The sequence below is a fragment of the Streptomyces sp. SYP-A7185 genome (genome assembly GCF_046103685.1).
Classification (GTDB): Bacteria; Actinomycetota; Actinomycetes; order Streptomycetales; family Streptomycetaceae; genus Streptomyces.
In genome coordinates this window covers 2,159,256-2,175,594 of sequence record NZ_CP122310.1, presented here as the reverse complement: position 1 = coordinate 2,175,594, position 16,339 = coordinate 2,159,256, and the positions used below count along the sequence as shown (strand labels likewise).

At 70.6% G+C, this 16,339-nt stretch carries 14 protein-coding genes; 8 read left to right on the top strand and 6 right to left on the bottom strand.

Annotation, left to right across the window (positions count from 1 at the left end):
- Nucleotides 1-30: 30 nt before the first annotated feature.
- The 6 genes from ruvB to QBL25_RS09360 all read left to right on the top strand — a co-directional run bounded on the left by ruvB (nucleotide 31) and on the right by QBL25_RS09360 (nucleotide 8,190).
- Nucleotides 31-1,113 carry a Holliday junction branch migration DNA helicase RuvB gene (gene ruvB / locus QBL25_RS09385; RefSeq protein WP_409056561.1) on the top strand — a complete coding sequence of 361 codons (1,083 nt, stop codon included), beginning with the start codon at nucleotides 31-33 and terminating at the stop codon, nucleotides 1,111-1,113.
- 164 nt (nucleotides 1,114-1,277) lie between these two features.
- Nucleotides 1,278-1,748, top strand: a complete 471-nt coding sequence (gene yajC, locus QBL25_RS09380; RefSeq protein ID WP_409056560.1) for a preprotein translocase subunit YajC — start codon at nucleotides 1,278-1,280, stop codon at nucleotides 1,746-1,748.
- Between the two features lie 169 nt (nucleotides 1,749-1,917).
- Complete coding sequence (gene secD, locus QBL25_RS09375; RefSeq protein WP_409056559.1) at nucleotides 1,918-3,702, top strand: protein translocase subunit SecD; 1,785 nt, start codon at nucleotides 1,918-1,920, stop codon at nucleotides 3,700-3,702.
- A 1-nt stretch (nucleotide 3,703) separates the two neighbouring features.
- A complete protein-coding gene (gene secF, locus QBL25_RS09370; protein ID WP_409056558.1) occupies nucleotides 3,704-4,837 on the top strand; it encodes a protein translocase subunit SecF in 1,134 nt (377 codons plus the stop codon).
- Nucleotides 4,834-5,382 carry an adenine phosphoribosyltransferase gene (locus QBL25_RS09365; RefSeq protein ID WP_409056557.1) on the top strand — a complete coding sequence of 183 codons (549 nt, stop codon included), beginning with the start codon at nucleotides 4,834-4,836 and terminating at the stop codon, nucleotides 5,380-5,382. The genes secF and QBL25_RS09365 overlap by 4 nt, the downstream gene beginning before the upstream one ends.
- Nucleotides 5,383-5,601: 219 nt before the next feature.
- Nucleotides 5,602-8,190, top strand: a complete 2,589-nt coding sequence (locus tag QBL25_RS09360) for a RelA/SpoT family protein (protein WP_409056556.1) — start codon at nucleotides 5,602-5,604, stop codon at nucleotides 8,188-8,190.
- A 98-nt stretch (nucleotides 8,191-8,288) separates the two neighbouring features.
- Here the strand turns inward: QBL25_RS09360 and QBL25_RS09355 are convergent, their stop codons facing one another.
- Both QBL25_RS09355 and QBL25_RS09350 read right to left on the bottom strand, forming a co-directional pair.
- Nucleotides 8,289-9,521: a DUF349 domain-containing protein gene (locus tag QBL25_RS09355; protein WP_409056555.1), complete on the bottom strand. Its 1,233-nt coding sequence runs from the start codon at nucleotides 9,519-9,521 to the stop codon at nucleotides 8,289-8,291.
- 134 nt (nucleotides 9,522-9,655) lie between these two features.
- On the bottom strand, nucleotides 9,656-10,477 hold the full coding sequence (locus QBL25_RS09350; protein ID WP_409056554.1) for a peptidylprolyl isomerase: 822 nt from the start codon (nucleotides 10,475-10,477) through the stop codon (nucleotides 9,656-9,658).
- 143 nt (nucleotides 10,478-10,620) lie between these two features.
- On the opposite strand from QBL25_RS09350, the gene QBL25_RS09345 reads away from it, so the two are divergent.
- Both QBL25_RS09345 and hisS read left to right on the top strand, forming a co-directional pair.
- Nucleotides 10,621-11,325, top strand: a complete 705-nt coding sequence (locus QBL25_RS09345; protein ID WP_409056553.1) for an MBL fold metallo-hydrolase — start codon at nucleotides 10,621-10,623, stop codon at nucleotides 11,323-11,325.
- A 13-nt stretch (nucleotides 11,326-11,338) separates the two neighbouring features.
- Nucleotides 11,339-12,610, top strand: coding sequence for a histidine--tRNA ligase (gene hisS / locus QBL25_RS09340; RefSeq protein ID WP_409056552.1), 1,272 nt, complete (start codon nucleotides 11,339-11,341; stop codon nucleotides 12,608-12,610).
- A 68-nt stretch (nucleotides 12,611-12,678) separates the two neighbouring features.
- Here the strand turns inward: hisS and QBL25_RS09335 are convergent, their stop codons facing one another.
- Genes QBL25_RS09335 through QBL25_RS09320 form a run of 4 tightly spaced genes read right to left on the bottom strand, consistent with a single transcriptional unit; the run spans nucleotide 12,679 to nucleotide 16,236 of the window.
- Nucleotides 12,679-13,302, bottom strand: a complete 624-nt coding sequence (locus tag QBL25_RS09335; protein ID WP_409056551.1) for a response regulator — start codon at nucleotides 13,300-13,302, stop codon at nucleotides 12,679-12,681.
- Entirely contained in the window at nucleotides 13,299-14,501 is a 1,203-nt protein-coding gene (locus QBL25_RS09330; RefSeq protein ID WP_409056550.1) for a sensor histidine kinase, read from the bottom strand. Before QBL25_RS09330 ends, QBL25_RS09335 begins: the two co-directional genes overlap by 4 nt.
- Nucleotides 14,498-15,352 carry an ABC transporter permease gene (locus tag QBL25_RS09325; protein ID WP_409056549.1) on the bottom strand — a complete coding sequence of 285 codons (855 nt, stop codon included), beginning with the start codon at nucleotides 15,350-15,352 and terminating at the stop codon, nucleotides 14,498-14,500. The genes QBL25_RS09330 and QBL25_RS09325 overlap by 4 nt, the downstream gene beginning before the upstream one ends.
- Nucleotides 15,349-16,236 carry an ABC transporter ATP-binding protein gene (locus tag QBL25_RS09320; RefSeq protein WP_409056548.1) on the bottom strand — a complete coding sequence of 296 codons (888 nt, stop codon included), beginning with the start codon at nucleotides 16,234-16,236 and terminating at the stop codon, nucleotides 15,349-15,351. Before QBL25_RS09320 ends, QBL25_RS09325 begins: the two co-directional genes overlap by 4 nt.
- Nucleotides 16,237-16,339: the final 103 nt, after the last annotated feature.

Below are 16,339 nucleotides of genomic sequence, written 5' to 3'. Positions count from 1 at the left end.
ACCACCAGAACCACATCGCGAGGCGAGCTCATGAACTGGGACGAGACGACCGACGACACGACCGCCCCGGCGGGCGCGGCCGAGCGGCTCGTCGGTGCGTCCGCCGACGGCGAGGACCAAGCGGTCGAGGCCGCCCTGCGCCCCAAGGACCTGGGCGAGTTCATCGGCCAGGAGAAGGTCCGCGAGCAGCTCGATCTCGTCCTGCGGGCGGCCCGCGCGCGGGGCGCCACCGCCGACCACGTGCTGCTCTCCGGCGCCCCCGGCCTCGGCAAGACCACCCTCTCGATGATCATCGCGGCCGAGATGGGCGCCCCGATCCGCATCACCAGCGGTCCCGCCATCCAGCACGCGGGCGACCTCGCCGCGATCCTCTCCTCCCTCCAGGAGGGCGAGGTCCTCTTCCTCGACGAGATCCACCGGATGTCGCGGCCCGCCGAGGAGATGCTCTACATGGCGATGGAGGACTTCCGCGTCGACGTGATCGTCGGCAAGGGCCCCGGCGCCACGGCCATCCCCCTGGAGCTGCCGCCCTTCACCCTGGTCGGCGCCACCACCCGGGCCGGTCTGCTGCCGCCGCCGCTGCGCGACCGCTTCGGCTTCACCGCGCACATGGAGTTCTACGAACCCGCCGAGCTGGAGCGCGTGATCCACCGCTCCGCACACCTGCTCGACGTGGCGATCGACCCGGCCGGCGCCGCCGAGATCGCCGGGCGCTCGCGCGGCACGCCCCGTATCGCCAACCGCCTGCTGCGCCGCGTCCGGGACTACGCGCAGGTCAAGGCCGACGGAGCGATCAACAAGGACATCGCGGGCGCCGCCCTCAAGGTCTACGAGGTGGACGACCGCGGGCTCGACCGCCTGGACCGCGCCGTCCTGGAGGCCCTGCTCAAGCTCTTCGGCGGCGGCCCGGTCGGCCTGTCGACCCTCGCGGTGGCCGTGGGGGAGGAGCGCGAGACGGTCGAGGAGGTCGCCGAGCCGTTCCTGGTGCGGGAGGGACTGCTCGCGCGCACGCCCCGCGGCCGGGTCGGGACCCCCGCCGCATGGGCGCATCTCGGCCTTGTTCCGCCACGGCAGGCGGGCGGAATCGGACAAGGGGACCTGTTCGGGGCGTGACGGCGCGCGTACTGGCCCGGTCAGGAACTGCGGTGCCATGCTGAGCGTTGTTCGTTAGGTGCGGACTCGCTTAGACTCCGCCGATGCCGCCCTTGTGGGCGGCGCGCCCACCCCCGTCCATCAGGCCGCTTACCTGCGCGGTCATGCGAAGGAAACTCCGTCCCGTGAATATCGTGACCCTCCTCCCCTTCATCGTGCTCATCGGGGCCATGTTCCTGATGACGCGCTCCGCCAAGAAGAAGCAGCAGGCGGCCGCGCAGATGCGCAACGAGATGCAGCCCGGCACCGGCATCCGCACGATCGGGGGCATGTACGCCACCGTCAAGGAGGTTCACGACGACGCCGTCCTCCTTGAGGTGGCTCCTGGTGTGCACGCGTTCTACGCGAAGAACTCCGTGGGCGCCGTCCTCGAGGACGAGGAGTACAACCGCATCGTCCACGGCACGAGCACCGACCTGAAGTCGGACAGCCCCGTCGTCCCGGACGACGCCTCCTCCCTGACCGGGACCGACGAGCCCGCCGCCGGCGCTTCCGACGACTCGCGCATCGACCTCGGCAAGAAGGACGCGGACACCGCCCCCGAGGCCGACGACGCCGAGCCGAAGAAGACCGACGGCGAGTCCGACACGAAGTAACCACCACCGGGGTCCGTGGGGCGCGCCGCTCGTGCCGCCACGGCCCCCGCAGTGCGTGGGTTCGTGACGGGGCTCGACACCATTTCATGGCCGCCCGACCTGGGGGCTGACCGCTCTGTGCGGATCAGCGCACCGGACGCCGGGGCGGTTGGACAGGGAGAACGAGAAGGTGGCAGCACCCAAGAAGGGCCGAAGGCAGAGCGCTCCGGGCAAGCCGGGACGCTCTTTGGCCTTCATCCTGATCGCCCTCGTGGCGCTCACCGGGGGGATGTTCCTTTCCGGGAACACCACGCCTCGCCTCGGCATCGACCTCGCCGGCGGCACGAGCATCACGCTCCAGGCGAAGAACGAGCCGGGCCAGAAGAACGCGATCAACCCGACCAACATGAACACCGCGGTCAGCATCATCAACAACCGCGTCAACGGTCTGGGTGTGTCCGAGGCCGAGGTGCAGACCCAGGGCGAAGACAACATCATCGTCAACATCCCCAAGGGCACCAACGAGAAGCAGGCGCGCGAGCAGGTCGGCACGACCGCTCAGCTCTACTTCCGTCCCGTCCTGACGGTGGCCAGCGGTGAGCCCACTCCGGATCCCTCCGCCAGCTCGTCCGGCAAGGAGAAGGACAAGGGCGACAAGAGCACGGACACGCCCAAGGCGACGGACAAGGGTGACGACAAGGCGTCCTCGACGCCGTCCGCCACCAACTCGCCCAGCCCGCAGGGCCGCGCCGTCACGGACGGCCTGAAGGCCGACGCGACCCCGACGCCGAAGGCCTCGGACAAGGACGGCGACAAGGGCGCGGCCAAGCCGACGCCCACCCCGTCCGCGGACCCGGCCACGGCCGCCCTGCAGAAGAAGTTCACGGCGCTCGACTGCACCGACAAGGCCCAGCGCGGCAAGGTCGGCGACGGCATCAAGCCGTCCGAGCAGACCGTCGCCTGCGGCAAGAACAACGCCGGCCAGTGGGAGAAGTACGTCCTCGGCCCCGCCGAGCTCAACGGCAAGGACGTCGACGACGCCAAGGCCACGATCAACCAGCAGAGCGGCGCCTGGGTCGTCAACATGGAGTTCACGGGCGGCGGCTCGAAGAAGTTCTCCAAGACCACCAGCAAGCTCTCGCAGCAGCAGCCCCCGATGAACCAGTTCGCCATCGTCCTGGACGGTGAGGTGGCCTCGGCCCCCAGCGTCAACACGACGCTGAGCGCGAACGCGGAGATCTCCGGCAGCTTCACCCAGGAGTCGGCCCAGGACCTCGCCAACATCCTGTCGTACGGCGCGCTGCCCCTGACCTTCCACGAGCAGAGCGTCACCACCGTCAGCCCGGCGCTCGGCGGCGAGCAGCTGCACGCCGGCCTGATCGCCGGCGCCATCGGCCTCGCGCTGGTCATCATCTACCTCGTGGTCTACTACCGCGGCCTCTCGCTCATCGCGATCGCGAGCCTCCTGGTCTCGGCGGCCCTGACGTACACCCTGATGACGCTGCTCGGCCCGGCCATCTCCTTCACCCTGAACCTCCCCGCGGTGTGTGGTGCGATCGTCGCGATCGGCATCACCGCGGACTCGTTCATCGTGTTCTTCGAACGCGTCAGGGACGAGGTCAGGGAGGGGCGCACGCTGCGGCCCGCCGTGGAGCGTGCCTGGCCGCGTGCCCGGCGCACCATCCTGGTCTCCGACTTCGTGTCGTTCCTCGCGGCCGCGGTGCTGTTCATCGTGACGGTCGGCAAGGTCCAGGGCTTCGCGTTCACGCTCGGTCTGACCACCCTGCTCGACGTCGTCGTGGTGTTCTTCTTCACCAAGCCGCTGATGACCCTGATGGCGCGCAAGAAGTTCTTCGCCGACGGCCACAAGTGGTCCGGCCTCGACCCGAAGCGCCTCGGCGCCAAGCCGCCGCTGCGCCGCACCCGCCGCGCCACCGCTCCGTCCGCTGGCCCTGTCGACCCGAAGGAGGCGTGAGATGTCGAAGCTCGGCAATCTCGGCGCCAGGCTCTACCGCGGTGAGGTCGGCTACGACTTCGTCGGCAAGCGCAAGATCTGGTACGGCATCTCGATCCTGATCACCATCACGGCCATCGTCGGCCTTGCGGTGCGCGGCCTGAACATGGGCATCGAGTTCGAGGGCGGCGCCGTCTTCACCACCCCGAAGACCAGCGTCTCCGTCGCCCAGGCGGAGAAGTACGCGGAAGATGCCTCGGGCCACGACGCGGTCGTCCAGGAGCTCGGCTCGGGCGGTCTGCGCATCCAGGTCGCCGGTGTGGACACCGCCAAGTCCGACCAGATCAAGGCGGACCTGGCCCAGGAGATGGACCTCAAGGCCGACTCCATCAACGCCGACCTCGTGGGCCCCAGCTGGGGTGAGCAGATCAGCAAGAAGGCCTGGACGGGCCTGATCATCTTCATGATCCTCGTGGTGATCTATCTGGCGATCGCCTTCGAGTGGCGCATGGCCCTGGCCGCGCTGATCGCCCTGATCCACGACATCACGATCACCGTCGGTGTCTATGCCCTGGTGGGCTTCGAGGTCACCCAGGGCACGATCATCGGTCTCCTGACGATCCTCGGTTACTCGCTCTACGACACGGTGGTGGTCTTCGACAGCTTGAAGGAGCAGTCGAAGGACCTCACCAAGCAGACGCGGTGGACCTACAGCGAGGTCGCCAACCGCAGCATCAACAGCACCCTGGTGCGCTCGATCAACACCACGGTCGTCGCGCTCCTGCCGGTCGCCGGCCTGCTCTTCATCGGCGGCGGCTTCCTCGGCGCGGGCATGCTGAACGACATCTCGCTGTCGCTGTTCGTCGGCCTCGCGGCCGGTGCGTACTCCTCGATCTTCATCGCCACGCCGCTCGTCGCCGACCTCAAGGAGACCGAGCCGCAGATGAAGGCGCTCAAGAAGCGCGTCCTCGCCAAGCGTGCCGCCGCGGCGGCCAAGGGCGAGTCCGCGGAGAGCGCCGCCGTCGTCCGGGACGAGGACGACGAGCCGGACGACGACCTGCCGCAGGACGCCGCTCCCGCGGGCGTCGTCGGACCGCGCACGCAGCCGGCCTCGCGGGGCCGCGGCCGTGGCCGTCCTTCGGGGAAGCGCCGATGACCGAGCTCACCGGGACGACGCGGCTGCTGCTCAGCCGCATCCGCGACGTCCCCGATTACCCCGAGCCCGGGGTGATGTTCAAGGACATCACCCCGCTGCTCGCGGACCCCGAGGCCTTCGCCGCCCTGACCGAGGCCCTCGCGGACCTCGCCGTGCGGCACGGCGCCACGAAGATCGTCGGCCTGGAGGCCCGCGGCTTCATCCTGGGCGCCCCGGTCGCGCTGCGCGCCGGGCTCGGCTTCATCCCCGTACGGAAGGCGGGCAAGCTCCCCGGAGCGACGCTCAGCCAGGCGTACGACCTGGAGTACGGCAGCGCCGAGATCGAGGTGCACGCCGAGGACCTCTCCGCCGACGACCGCGTCCTGGTCGTCGACGACGTTCTGGCCACCGGCGGCACCGCCGAGGCGTCCCTGCGGCTCATCCGCCGTGCGGGCGCTCGGGTCGCCGGTGTGGCGGTCCTGATGGAGCTCGGCTTCCTCGGGGGCCGCGCCAAGCTGGAGACGGCCCTGGAGGGCGCCCCGCTGGAGGCCCTCCTCACCGTCTGAGCAGCCACCACGCACACCCCGAGGCGGGCCCGGAGGAATCCGGCGCCCGCCTCGGGTGTTCCTTCTGTAGAGACCTCGGGTCCGTCCCGTGGAGACCTCAGGCGTTTCTCCCGTAGTGAGCCGTCTCACGGGCTGAAGGCGAGCCGAAGGTCCAGGATCGATACCATGGGCTCTTCGGGGCCTGACCGGGGGACCCGGATCGCGCACAGGGAGCGCCTCTTGCCAGACGAGTCCAAGGCACTCACCGCCGCCAAGGCCGCAGAGCAGGCCCAGCGCGCGGCGGCCACCGCTGCCGCGCCCGCGAAGAGCACGCCGCCCGCCAAGGGCGCGACGCCGGCGAAGCGGGAGAGCACGCCTCCCAGCACCACGTCCGCACCGGCCACGTCCGGCGACGCCGCCAAGGGCGGCAGGCCGGCCCCTGACCCGTCGCGGCCCAAGCCCCCCACCGAGGCCCGCGCGGGCAGCACGACGCCCACGCCCCGCCCCACGGCGTCCAAGAACGAGCGCTCCGGCTCCTCCAACCGCGTCCGGGCCCGCCTCGCCCGCCTCGGGGTCCAGCGCTCCAATCCGTACAACCCGGTCCTGGAGCCCCTGCTGCGGATAGTGCGCAGCAACGACCCCAAGATCGAGACGGCGACACTGCGCCAGATCGAGAAGGCCTACCAGGTCGCCGAGCGCTGGCACCGCGGCCAGAAGCGCAAGAGCGGCGATCCGTACATCACGCACCCCCTCGCCGTGACGACGATCCTCGCCGAGCTCGGCATGGACCCGGCCACGCTGATGGCGGGACTGCTCCACGACACCGTCGAGGACACCGAGTATGGCCTGGACACCCTCAAGCGCGACTTCGGCGACCAGGTCGCCCTGCTCGTCGACGGCGTCACCAAGCTGGACAAGGTCAAGTTCGGCGAGGCCGCGCAGGCCGAGACCGTGCGCAAGATGGTCGTCGCCATGGCCAAGGACCCCCGCGTCCTGGTCATCAAGCTCGCCGACCGCCTGCACAACATGCGCACGATGCGCTACCTCAAGCGCGAGAAGCAGGAGAAGAAGGCCCGCGAGACCCTGGAGATCTACGCTCCACTGGCGCACCGCCTGGGCATGAACACCATCAAGTGGGAGCTGGAGGACCTCGCCTTCGCGATCCTCTACCCCAAGATGTACGACGAGATCGTGCGTCTGGTGGCCGAGCGCGCCCCCAAGCGCGACGAGTACCTCGCCATAGTGACCGACGAGGTCCAGGCCGACCTGCGCGCCGCCCGCATCAAGGCCACCGTCACCGGCCGCCCGAAGCACTACTACAGCGTCTACCAGAAGATGATCGTCCGCGGCCGTGACTTCGCGGAGATCTACGACCTGGTGGGCATCCGCGTCCTCGTCGACACGGTCCGCGACTGCTATGCCGCCCTCGGCACCGTCCACGCGCGATGGAACCCGGTCCCCGGCCGGTTCAAGGACTACATCGCGATGCCGAAGTTCAACATGTACCAGTCGCTGCACACCACGGTGATCGGCCCCAGCGGCAAGCCCGTCGAGCTCCAGATCCGCACGTTCGACATGCACCGCCGCGCGGAGTACGGCATCGCCGCGCACTGGAAGTACAAGCAGGAGCCGTCCGCGGGCGCCGCCTCCAAGGTGCGCACCGACGTGCCGCGCAAGGCCGGCGCCAAGGACGACCACCTGAACGACATGGCGTGGCTGCGCCAGCTCCTGGACTGGCAGAAGGAGACCGAGGACCCCAGCGAGTTCCTCGAATCGCTGCGCTTCGACCTGTCGCGCAACGAAGTCTTCGTCTTCACGCCGAAGGGCGACGTGATAGCGCTCCCGGCGGGCGCCACCCCGGTCGACTTCTCGTACGCGGTGCACACCGAGGTCGGGCACCGGACGATAGGGGCCCGGGTCAACGGACGGCTCGTGCCGCTCGAATCGACCCTGGACAACGGCGACCTGGTGGAGGTCTTCACCTCCAAGGCGGCCGGCGCGGGCCCGTCCCGCGACTGGCTCGGCTTCGTCAAGTCACCGCGGGCGCGCAACAAGATCCGTGCGTGGTTCTCCAAGGAGCGCCGCGACGAGGCCATCGAGCAGGGCAAGGACGCCATCGCGCGGGCCATGCGCAAGCAGAACCTGCCGATCCAGCGGATCCTCACGGGCGACTCCCTGGTCACCCTCGCGCACGAGATGCGCTACCCCGACATCTCGTCCCTGTACGCGGCGATCGGCGAAGGCCACGTCACCGCGCAGAGCGTCGTGCAGAAGCTCGTCCAGGCGCTCGGCGGCGAGGAGGCCGCCAACGAGGACATCGCCGAGAGCACGCCGCCCTCGCGCAGCCGCAGCAAGCGCCGGGCCAACGCCGACCCCGGTGTCGTCGTCAAGGGCGTCGACGACGTGTGGGTCAAGCTGGCCCGCTGCTGTACGCCGGTGCCGGGAGACCCGATCATCGGCTTCGTCACGCGCGGCAGCGGGGTGTCGGTCCACCGCAGCGACTGCGTGAACGTCGACTCGCTCTCCCGCGAGCCCGAGCGCATCCTGGAGGTCGAGTGGGCACCCACCCAGTCCTCGGTCTTCCTGGTCGCCATCCAGGTCGAGGCCCTGGACCGCTCGCGGCTGCTCTCGGACGTCACGCGCATCCTGTCCGACCAGCACGTGAACATCCTGTCCGCGGCCGTGCAGACCTCCCGCGACCGGGTGGCCACCTCGCGCTTCACCTTCGAGATGGGCGACCCCAAGCACCTGGGCCACGTCCTCAAGGCGGTCAGGGGCGTCGAGGGCGTCTACGACGTCTACCGCGTGACGTCCGCGCGCAGGCCGTAGACCGGACCAGCACGTAGAGGGGCTCCCCGTACGCGATGTACGGGGAGCCCCTCTACGTGATGCGTGCCGGTGAGCCGCGGCGCGTGAGCGGTGGAAGCTCAGCCGCCGAACTCGTGCAGGCCCTTCAGCGCCTGGTCCAGAAGCGCCTGGCGGCCGTCCAGCTCCTTCTGGAGCTTGTCGGCCTTGGCGTTGTTGCCCGCCGCGCGCGCCTTCTCGATCTGGTCGACCAGCTTGTCGACGGCGGCCTGGAGCTGACCGGTCAGGCCCTCGGCACGCGCGCGTGCCTCGGGGTTCGTCCGGCGCCACTCGGCTTCCTCGGTCTCCTGGAGGGCACGCTCCACCGCGTGCATCCGGCCCTCGACCTTCGGCCGTGCGTCACGCGGGACGTGGCCGATGGCCTCCCAGCGCTCGTTGAGGGTGCGGAAGGCCGCGCGCGCCGACTTGAGGTCCTTCACCGGGACGAGCTTCTCGGCCTCCTCGGCCAGCTCCTCCTTCAGCTTCAGGTTCTCCGTCTGCTCGGCGTCCCGCTCCGCGAAGACCGCGCTGCGCGCCGCGAAGAACACGTCCTGGGCGCCGCGGAAGCGGTTCCACAGGTCGTCCTCGTGCTCGCGCTGGGCGCGGCCCGCGGCCTTCCACTCGGTCATCAGGTCGCGGTACCGCGCGGCCGTGGGGCCCCAGTCGGTCGAGTTCGACAGGGCCTCGGCCTCGCCGACCAGCTTCTCCTTGGTCTTGCGGGCCTCTTCGCGCTGGGCGTCGAGCGACGCGAAGTGGGCCTTGCGCCGCTTGGAGAACGCCGAGCGGGCATGCGAGAAGCGGTGCCACAGCTCGTCGTCCGACTTGCGGTCCAGGCGCGGCAGACCCTTCCAGGTGTCCACCAGGGCGCGCAGCCGCTCGCCGGCCGACCGCCACTGCTCGCTCTGGGCGAGCTCCTCGGCCTCGACGACCAGCGCCTCCTTGGCGTGCCTCGCCTCGTCCGACTGCTTGGCCTTTTGGACCTTGCGCTCTTCACGGCGCGCGTCGACCGTCTCGACGAGCTTGTCCAAGCGCGTGCTCAGGGCGTCCAGATCGCCGACCGCGTGTGCCTCGTCCACCTGCTGGCGCAGATGGTCGATGGCGGTCATGGCGTCCTTGGCCGACAGGTCCGTCGTCTTCACCCGGCGCTCGAGAAGTCCGATCTCGACGACCAGACCGTCGTACTTGCGCTCGAAGTAGGCGAGGGCCTCGTCAGGTGACCCCGCTTTCCACGAACCGACTTCGCGCTCGCTGCCGTCGGCCTTGCGCACGTACACGGTCCCCGTCTCGTCGACGCGGCCCCACGGGTCGCTGCTCACAGCGCCTCCTCCACATGATGCCTGCGCAGGGCCTCGGGGCCCCCGGCATCGTCCACAGTTTCGTCACCGCCAACATAGGCGACCGGCGGGGCGGCTGTCCGCATCCCGCACGTCCGAAGTTTGCCCGCGGGCGGTCAGGATTTCGACACGGTGGCCTTGTCGATGACGACCGTCGCGTTCGGGGCGCCGTCGCCCTGCCCGGTGCTCTCCCCGGCGGCGGCGATCTTCTTGAGCACCTTCATGCCGGAATCGGAAATGGTCCCGAACGGTGTGTAGTCGGGCGGGAGCTGACTGTCCTGGTAGACCAGGAAGAACTGGCTGCCGCCGGTGTCCCGGCCGGTCTTCTTCTGGGCGTTGTACTGGTTGGCCATCGCGACCGTGCCCGCCGGATACACGTTCCCCTTCAGGCTCTTGTCCTTCAGGTTCTCGTCCGGGATCGAGTAGCCGGGGCCGCCCTCGCCGGTGCCCTTCGGGTCGCCGCACTGGAGCACGAAGATGCCGCCCGCGGTGAGCCGGTGGCACTTGGTGTGGTCGAGGTAGCCCTTGTTCACCAGGAAGTCGAAGGAGTTGACCGTGCGCGGGGCCTTGGCCGCCGACAGGTTCAGGTCGATGTCGCCGCAGGTCGTGCCGAGCTTCATCGTGTAGTTCGCCGACTTGTCGATCGTCAGCTTCGGTTCCTTCTTGAAGCTGAGCGGCTTCACCTTGCCGCCCGCGGGCTTCTCGCAGGGGTCCGCCTTGGTGGTGGGGTCCGGGCTCGCCGCGTCCGCGGGCTTTCCGTCGTCGTCGAAGGCTCCCGCCGCGTACGACACCGCGCCACCGGCCACGACCACCGCGAGGGCCGAGGCGATCACCGCGTTGCGCATCCGCGCCCTGCGTCGCGCGGCCTCCCGGCGCTGCTGCTGCCGCAAGAACTTCTCCCGGGCGAGCTGACGCCGCCGCTGATCGTTGCTGACCACCGGGTTCTCTCTCCTCTGCGTGGATGACCGCTTCTGTGTGCCCCGTACCGTATATGGGTTAGCTGTGGAATCGGGAGCGCCGGTAGGCTCTGATCTGCCGCGACCTGCGGTCACCTCCGCCGGACGACGAACGAAGGACGATCGTGCTCATTGCCGGGTTTCCCGCCGGGGCCTGGGGCACCAACTGCTACCTGGTCGCCCCCGCCGCAGGCGAGGAGTGCGTGATCATCGACCCGGGCCACCAGGCCGCCGAGGGAGTCGAGGACGCGCTCAAGAAGCATCGGCTCAAGCCCGTCGCGGTGATCCTCACCCATGGCCACATCGACCACGTCGCCTCGGTCGTGCCGGTCTGCGGGGCGCACGACGTGCCCGCGTGGATCCACCCCGACGACCGGTACATGATGAGCGACCCGGAGAAGGCCATAGGCCGCTCCTTCGGCGCGCAGCTGCTCGGCGAACTGACCGTGGGGGAGCCCTCCGACGTCAAGGAGCTGGCCGACGGCGCGCGGCTGGAGCTTGCCGGTCTGGACTTCTCCGTCGCGCACGCGCCGGGGCATACGAAGGGGTCGGTGACGTTTCAGTTGCCCGAGTCCGCCGAGGTCCCCTCGGTGTTCTTCTCGGGCGACCTGCTCTTCGCCGGCTCCATCGGCCGAACCGACCTGCCCGGCGGATCGCACGACGAGATGCTGGCGTCGCTGGCGCGCGTGTGCCTGCCGCTCGACGACTCGACCGTGGTCCTGCCCGGTCACAACGAGCACACGACCATCGGCCGTGAGCGCGCCACCAACCCGTATCTGCGCCAGGTGGCCGCCGGCCTGGGAGCCGACGCTCCCCGACGAGGAATGTGACGAGAGAAAACCCGTGAGCACCTTCAAGGCCCCCAAGGGCACCTACGACCTGCTGCCCCCGGACTCGGCGACGTACCTGGCGGTGCGCGAGGCCATCGCCGCACCGCTGCGCAACTCCGGCTACGGCTACGTCGAGACGCCCGGCTTCGAGAACGTCGAGCTGTTCTCGCGCGGCGTCGGCGAGTCCACCGACATCGTCTCCAAGGAGATGTACGCCTTCGAGACCAAGGGCGGCGACCAGCTCGCCCTGCGCCCCGAAGGCACCGCGTCCGTGCTGCGCGCGGCCCTGGAGGCCAACCTGCACAAGGCGGGCAACCTCCCGGTCAAGCTCTGGTACTCCGGCTCGTACTACCGCTACGAGCGCCCGCAGAAGGGCCGCTACCGCCACTTCTCGCAGGTCGGCGCGGAGGCGATCGGTGCCGAGGACCCGGCGCTCGACGCCGAGCTGATCATCCTCGCGGACCAGGCGTACCGCGCCCTGGGCCTGACGCAGTTCCGCATCCTGCTGAACTCGCTCGGCGACAAGGAGTGCCGCCCCGTCTACCGCGCCGCGCTCCAGGACTTCCTGCGCGGGCTCGACCTGGACGAGGAGACACGTCGACGTATCGACATCAACCCGCTGCGGGTCCTGGACGACAAGCGCGACGACGTCCAGAAGCAGCTGGTCGGCGCCCCGATGCTGCGCGACTACCTGTGCGACGCGTGCCGGGCGTACCACGAGCAGGTGCGTGAGCTCCTCAAGGCGGAGGGCGTCGCGTACGAGGACGACCCGAAGCTGGTGCGCGGCCTGGACTACTACACCCGCACGACCTTCGAGTTCGTCCACGACGGCCTGGGCTCGCAGTCCGCGGTGGGCGGCGGCGGCCGCTACGACGGCCTGTCCGAGATGATCGGCGGCCCCTCGCTGCCGTCGGTCGGCTGGGCGCTCGGCGTCGACCGCACGGTCCTCGCCCTGGAGGCGGAGGGCGTGCAGCTCGCACTGCCCTCGGCGACCAGCGTGTTCGCGGTGCCGCTCGGCGAGGAGGCCAGGCGGGTCCTGTTCTCCAAGGTGACGGAGCTGCGCAGGGCCGGGGTCGCGGCGGACTTCTCGTACGGCGGGAAGGGTCTGAAGGGCGCGATGAAGAACGCCAACCGCTCGGGCGCCCGGTACACGGTCGTCGCCGGCGAGCGCGACCTGGCCGAGGGCGTCGTCCAGCTCAAGGACATGGAGTCCGGCGAGCAGACCGCGGTCGCGGTGGACGAGCTGGTGGGCGAACTGAAGACCCGGCTGGGTCAGCAGCAGTAGGCGACCGGGGGTGGAGGGGCGGATCTCCCGCCCCTCCACCCCTGCCCCCGACCGCCGGGCGGGCCGCGTCAGTCCAGCAAGCCGAACCGCATCGCGCTGGTGACCGCCGCCGTGCGGTCGTCCACCCCCAGCTTCGCGAAGACCCGCAGCAGATGCGTCTTCACGGTCGACTCCGCGACGTGCAGACGGCGGCCGATCTCCGCGTTCGTGCAGCCCTCCGCGACCAGCCGGAGCACCGCGGTCTCGCGCTCGGCCAGCCGCGGCCTCTCCGGCCGCAGCCGCAGCTGGTCGACGAGGCGGGCCGCCACCGAGGGAGCGAGCACCGTCTCCCCGCGGGCGGCGGCCCGCACCGCCTCGGCCAGTTCGCCCCGCGCCAGGTCCTTGAGCAGATAGCCCGCCGCGCCCGCCTCCACGGCCCGCAGGATGTCGCGGTCGCTCTCGTACGTGGTCAGCACGATGACCCGGCAGGGCAGCCCCGCCGCCGCCATCCGCTCGATCGAGTCGGCCCCGCCACCGCCCGGCATCCGCAGATCCATCAGGACGATGTCGGGCCGCAGTGCGGCGGCGAGCGCCTCGGCCCGAGGCCCGCTGGACGCCTCCCCGACGACGTCCAGGTCCGGTTCGGCGCTCAGCATGGCGCGCAGCCCTTCGCGTACGACGGGGTGGTCGTCCGCCAGCACGATGCGGATCACGGGGGAGTCCTCTCGGGGGTCGGGACCGGGAGCAGGACGGTCACGGTCGTGCCGGCGCCGGGTCCGCTCGCCACCTCGGCGGTGCCCCTGACCTCGGCGGCCCGTGCCCGCAACCCGCGCAGCCCGTACCCCTGGCGCGGAACACCGGGGTCGAAGCCGCACCCCGTGTCCCGGACCGCGAGGCTGAGCGAGCCCGGCGCGTAGGCCAGGGCGACGGTGGCGCACGCGCCGGGCCCCGCGTGCCTGCGTACGTTGGACAGGGCCTCCTGGCAGGAGCGCAGGGCCACCACCTCCAGGCCCGGCGGCAGCGGCCGCACGTCTCCCGTCACACAGACCTCGGCCTCGTGCCGGGCGGCCAGGCGCCGCAGGGCGTCCGGCAGCGAACCGCCGTCCAGATCGGCGGGCGCGCGCCCCGTGACCAGGGCCCGCGCCTCCGCGAGGTTCTGCCGCGCGGCCGCCTCCATCAGGCCCAGGTGCCGGCGGGCGGCGGGTACGTCCCGTTCCAGTTCCGCGTCGACGGCCTGGACGAGCATGAGGACGCTGGTGAAGCCCTGGGCGAGGGTGTCGTGGATCTCGCGCGACATGCGCTCGCGCTCCGTGAGGGCGCCGCGCTCGGCGGAGAGCCGGGCGACCTCCTCGCGGCTCGCCTCCAGTTCGGCGATGAGGTCGGCCCGACCGATGCTCTGCTCGATGATGCGGACGGTCCAGCTGCCCATCGCCACCGAGAAGACCAGGGTCACCACGGCGAAGACCGCGTGGTGGAACACGACCTGTGGCGGGGGCCGCCACAGCAGCGCCCAGCCGGTCACGGGCGCGATGTTGATGACCGTGACCGCCACGAGCGCCCGGCGCATCCGCAGGCAGATGAAGCACTGCGGAACGAGCGCGAAGGTCATCAGACGGGTCTGGCCGACCAGCACGGCCGGCGCGAGGAACAGCACGATCGCGCCCGCCATGTAGATCAGCGTCCGCCGTTCGTCGGCGCCCTCCCGGGTCAGGACACAGCGCCCCACGCCCACGTACCAGGGCACCAGGAGCAGCAGGAGTCCCGCGCCGGTGACCCGCAGCGGCCACCCCGGATCCGCCGTGCCCAGCACGCAGACCAGGGTGGCCAGCCACACCACGGCGAAATACGCGTCCCAGAGCCGGAAGGTGCGCTGCCAGATGTTCGACTCGCGCGGTCCGGCCGGCTCGCTCATCCGTCGCGCCGGTTCTTCCAGCGGAAGGTCAGCAGACACAGCACCAATCCTCCGACGCACCAGGCGCCGAGCACCAGAGCGATGCGTCCGTACTCCCAACTCCCGGTCTGCTCGAGGACCTTCGCCGATTCGGGCAGGAACACCCCGCGGAACCCCTGGCACATCCACTTCAGCGGGAAGAGCGCGCTGACGTTCAGCATCCAGTCCGGGATCGTGTCGACGGCGATGTAGACGCCGGAGGTGAACTGAAGCACCAGGAAGGGCAGCACGACCACGGAGGTCGCGCTGCGGCCCGACTTGGGGACGCTGCTGATCGCGATGCCGAGCAGCGCGCAGCCGGTGAGGCCGAGCACGAAGATCCAGCCGAAGGTGAGCCACGCGCCCGCGCTCGACGGCAGATCGACGTCGAAGAGCGTCACGCCGACCACCAGCAGGGTCGCGGTCTCCAGGAGGCCGGTGACCAGGACGAGCCAGATCTTGCCGAGGAAGTAGGCGGCGGGCGGCATCGGGGTCCCGCGCAGGCGCCGCAGCACCTTCTCGTCGCGCTCGATCGCGATGGAGATGCCGAGCGACTGGAAGCTGATGGACATGATGCCCGCGGCGATCATCGCGGCCACGTAGAGCTGCGACGCCGTGATGCCGGCGCCCTCCACGTCGTCCCGGAAGATCGACGCGAAGAGGAAGAGGAAGACGACGGGGAAGGCGAAGGTGAAGACCACCTGCTCGCGCAGCCGGAAGAACTGCCGCAGCTCCATCGCGCCGTGGTGGAGGCCGAGCGTCCAGGCGGAGGGCAGCCGCCGCGCGGCGGGTTCGGACGTCCGTGCGCCGGTGCTGGTCGCCGTCGATGTCATGGTGCGCCGCCTTCCGTGCCGGTGAGGCGCAGGTACACGTCTTCGAGGGAGGGGCGTTTCACGCGCAGCCCCGGGATCTCGCCGTCGAACCGGGCCGTCAGCTCGGCCACGGTCCGGGTCGGGGTGGCGGTGCGCTCGCCGCGCGGGGTGCCGTCCGGGTCGGTCCACTCCACGGTGGCCTCGGTCCCGTGGCGGCGGCGCAGGGCGGCGGGCTCGCCCTCGGCCACCACCCGGCCCCCGGCGATCACCGCGAGGCGGTGGGCCAGGGCCTCGGCCTCCTCCAGGTAGTGCGTCGTGAGCACGATGGTCGTGCCCTCGTCGGCGAGCCTGCGGATCAGGCCCCAGAACTGGCGTCGCGCGTCCGGGTCGAAGCCCGTCGTCGGCTCGTCCAGGAGCAGGAGTTCGGGGTCTCCGATGACGCCGAGCGCCACGTCGAGCCGGCGGCGCTGACCGCCCGAGAGGCTCTTGACGCGGCTCGCCGCCTTCTCCTGGAGGCCGACGAGCGCGATGACGTCCTGGGGGTCGCGCGGCCTCGGGTAGTAGCGGGCGAACTGACGTACTGTCTCGCGCACCGTCAGCTCGACGGGCGCCGACTCGTCCTGCCACACGTTCCCCACGCGGGAGCGCCACGCGCGCCCTGCGGTCGCGGGGTCGGACCCGAGCACGCGGACCTCACCTCCGTCCCGCGCCCGGTTGCCCTGAAGGATCTCCACCGTGGTGCTCTTGCCCGCGCCGTTGGGGCCGAGGATGCCGAAGACCTCCCCGTGCCGTACGGCCAGGTCGATGCCGTCCACGGCCGTCACCTCGCCGTAGCGCTTGCGCAGGCCCCGCACGTCCACCGCGAGGCGGTGCGTGCCCGTGGTCGTGCCGTCTTGTGTCGTCATGCCGTCGAGCGTCCCGGGGAAGCGAACGCTCCGGGGCCCTCGTGCGTACCTCCTTATGTCCATCGAACGGTGGACACCCGCGTACGTGCGGCACAATGTCCGT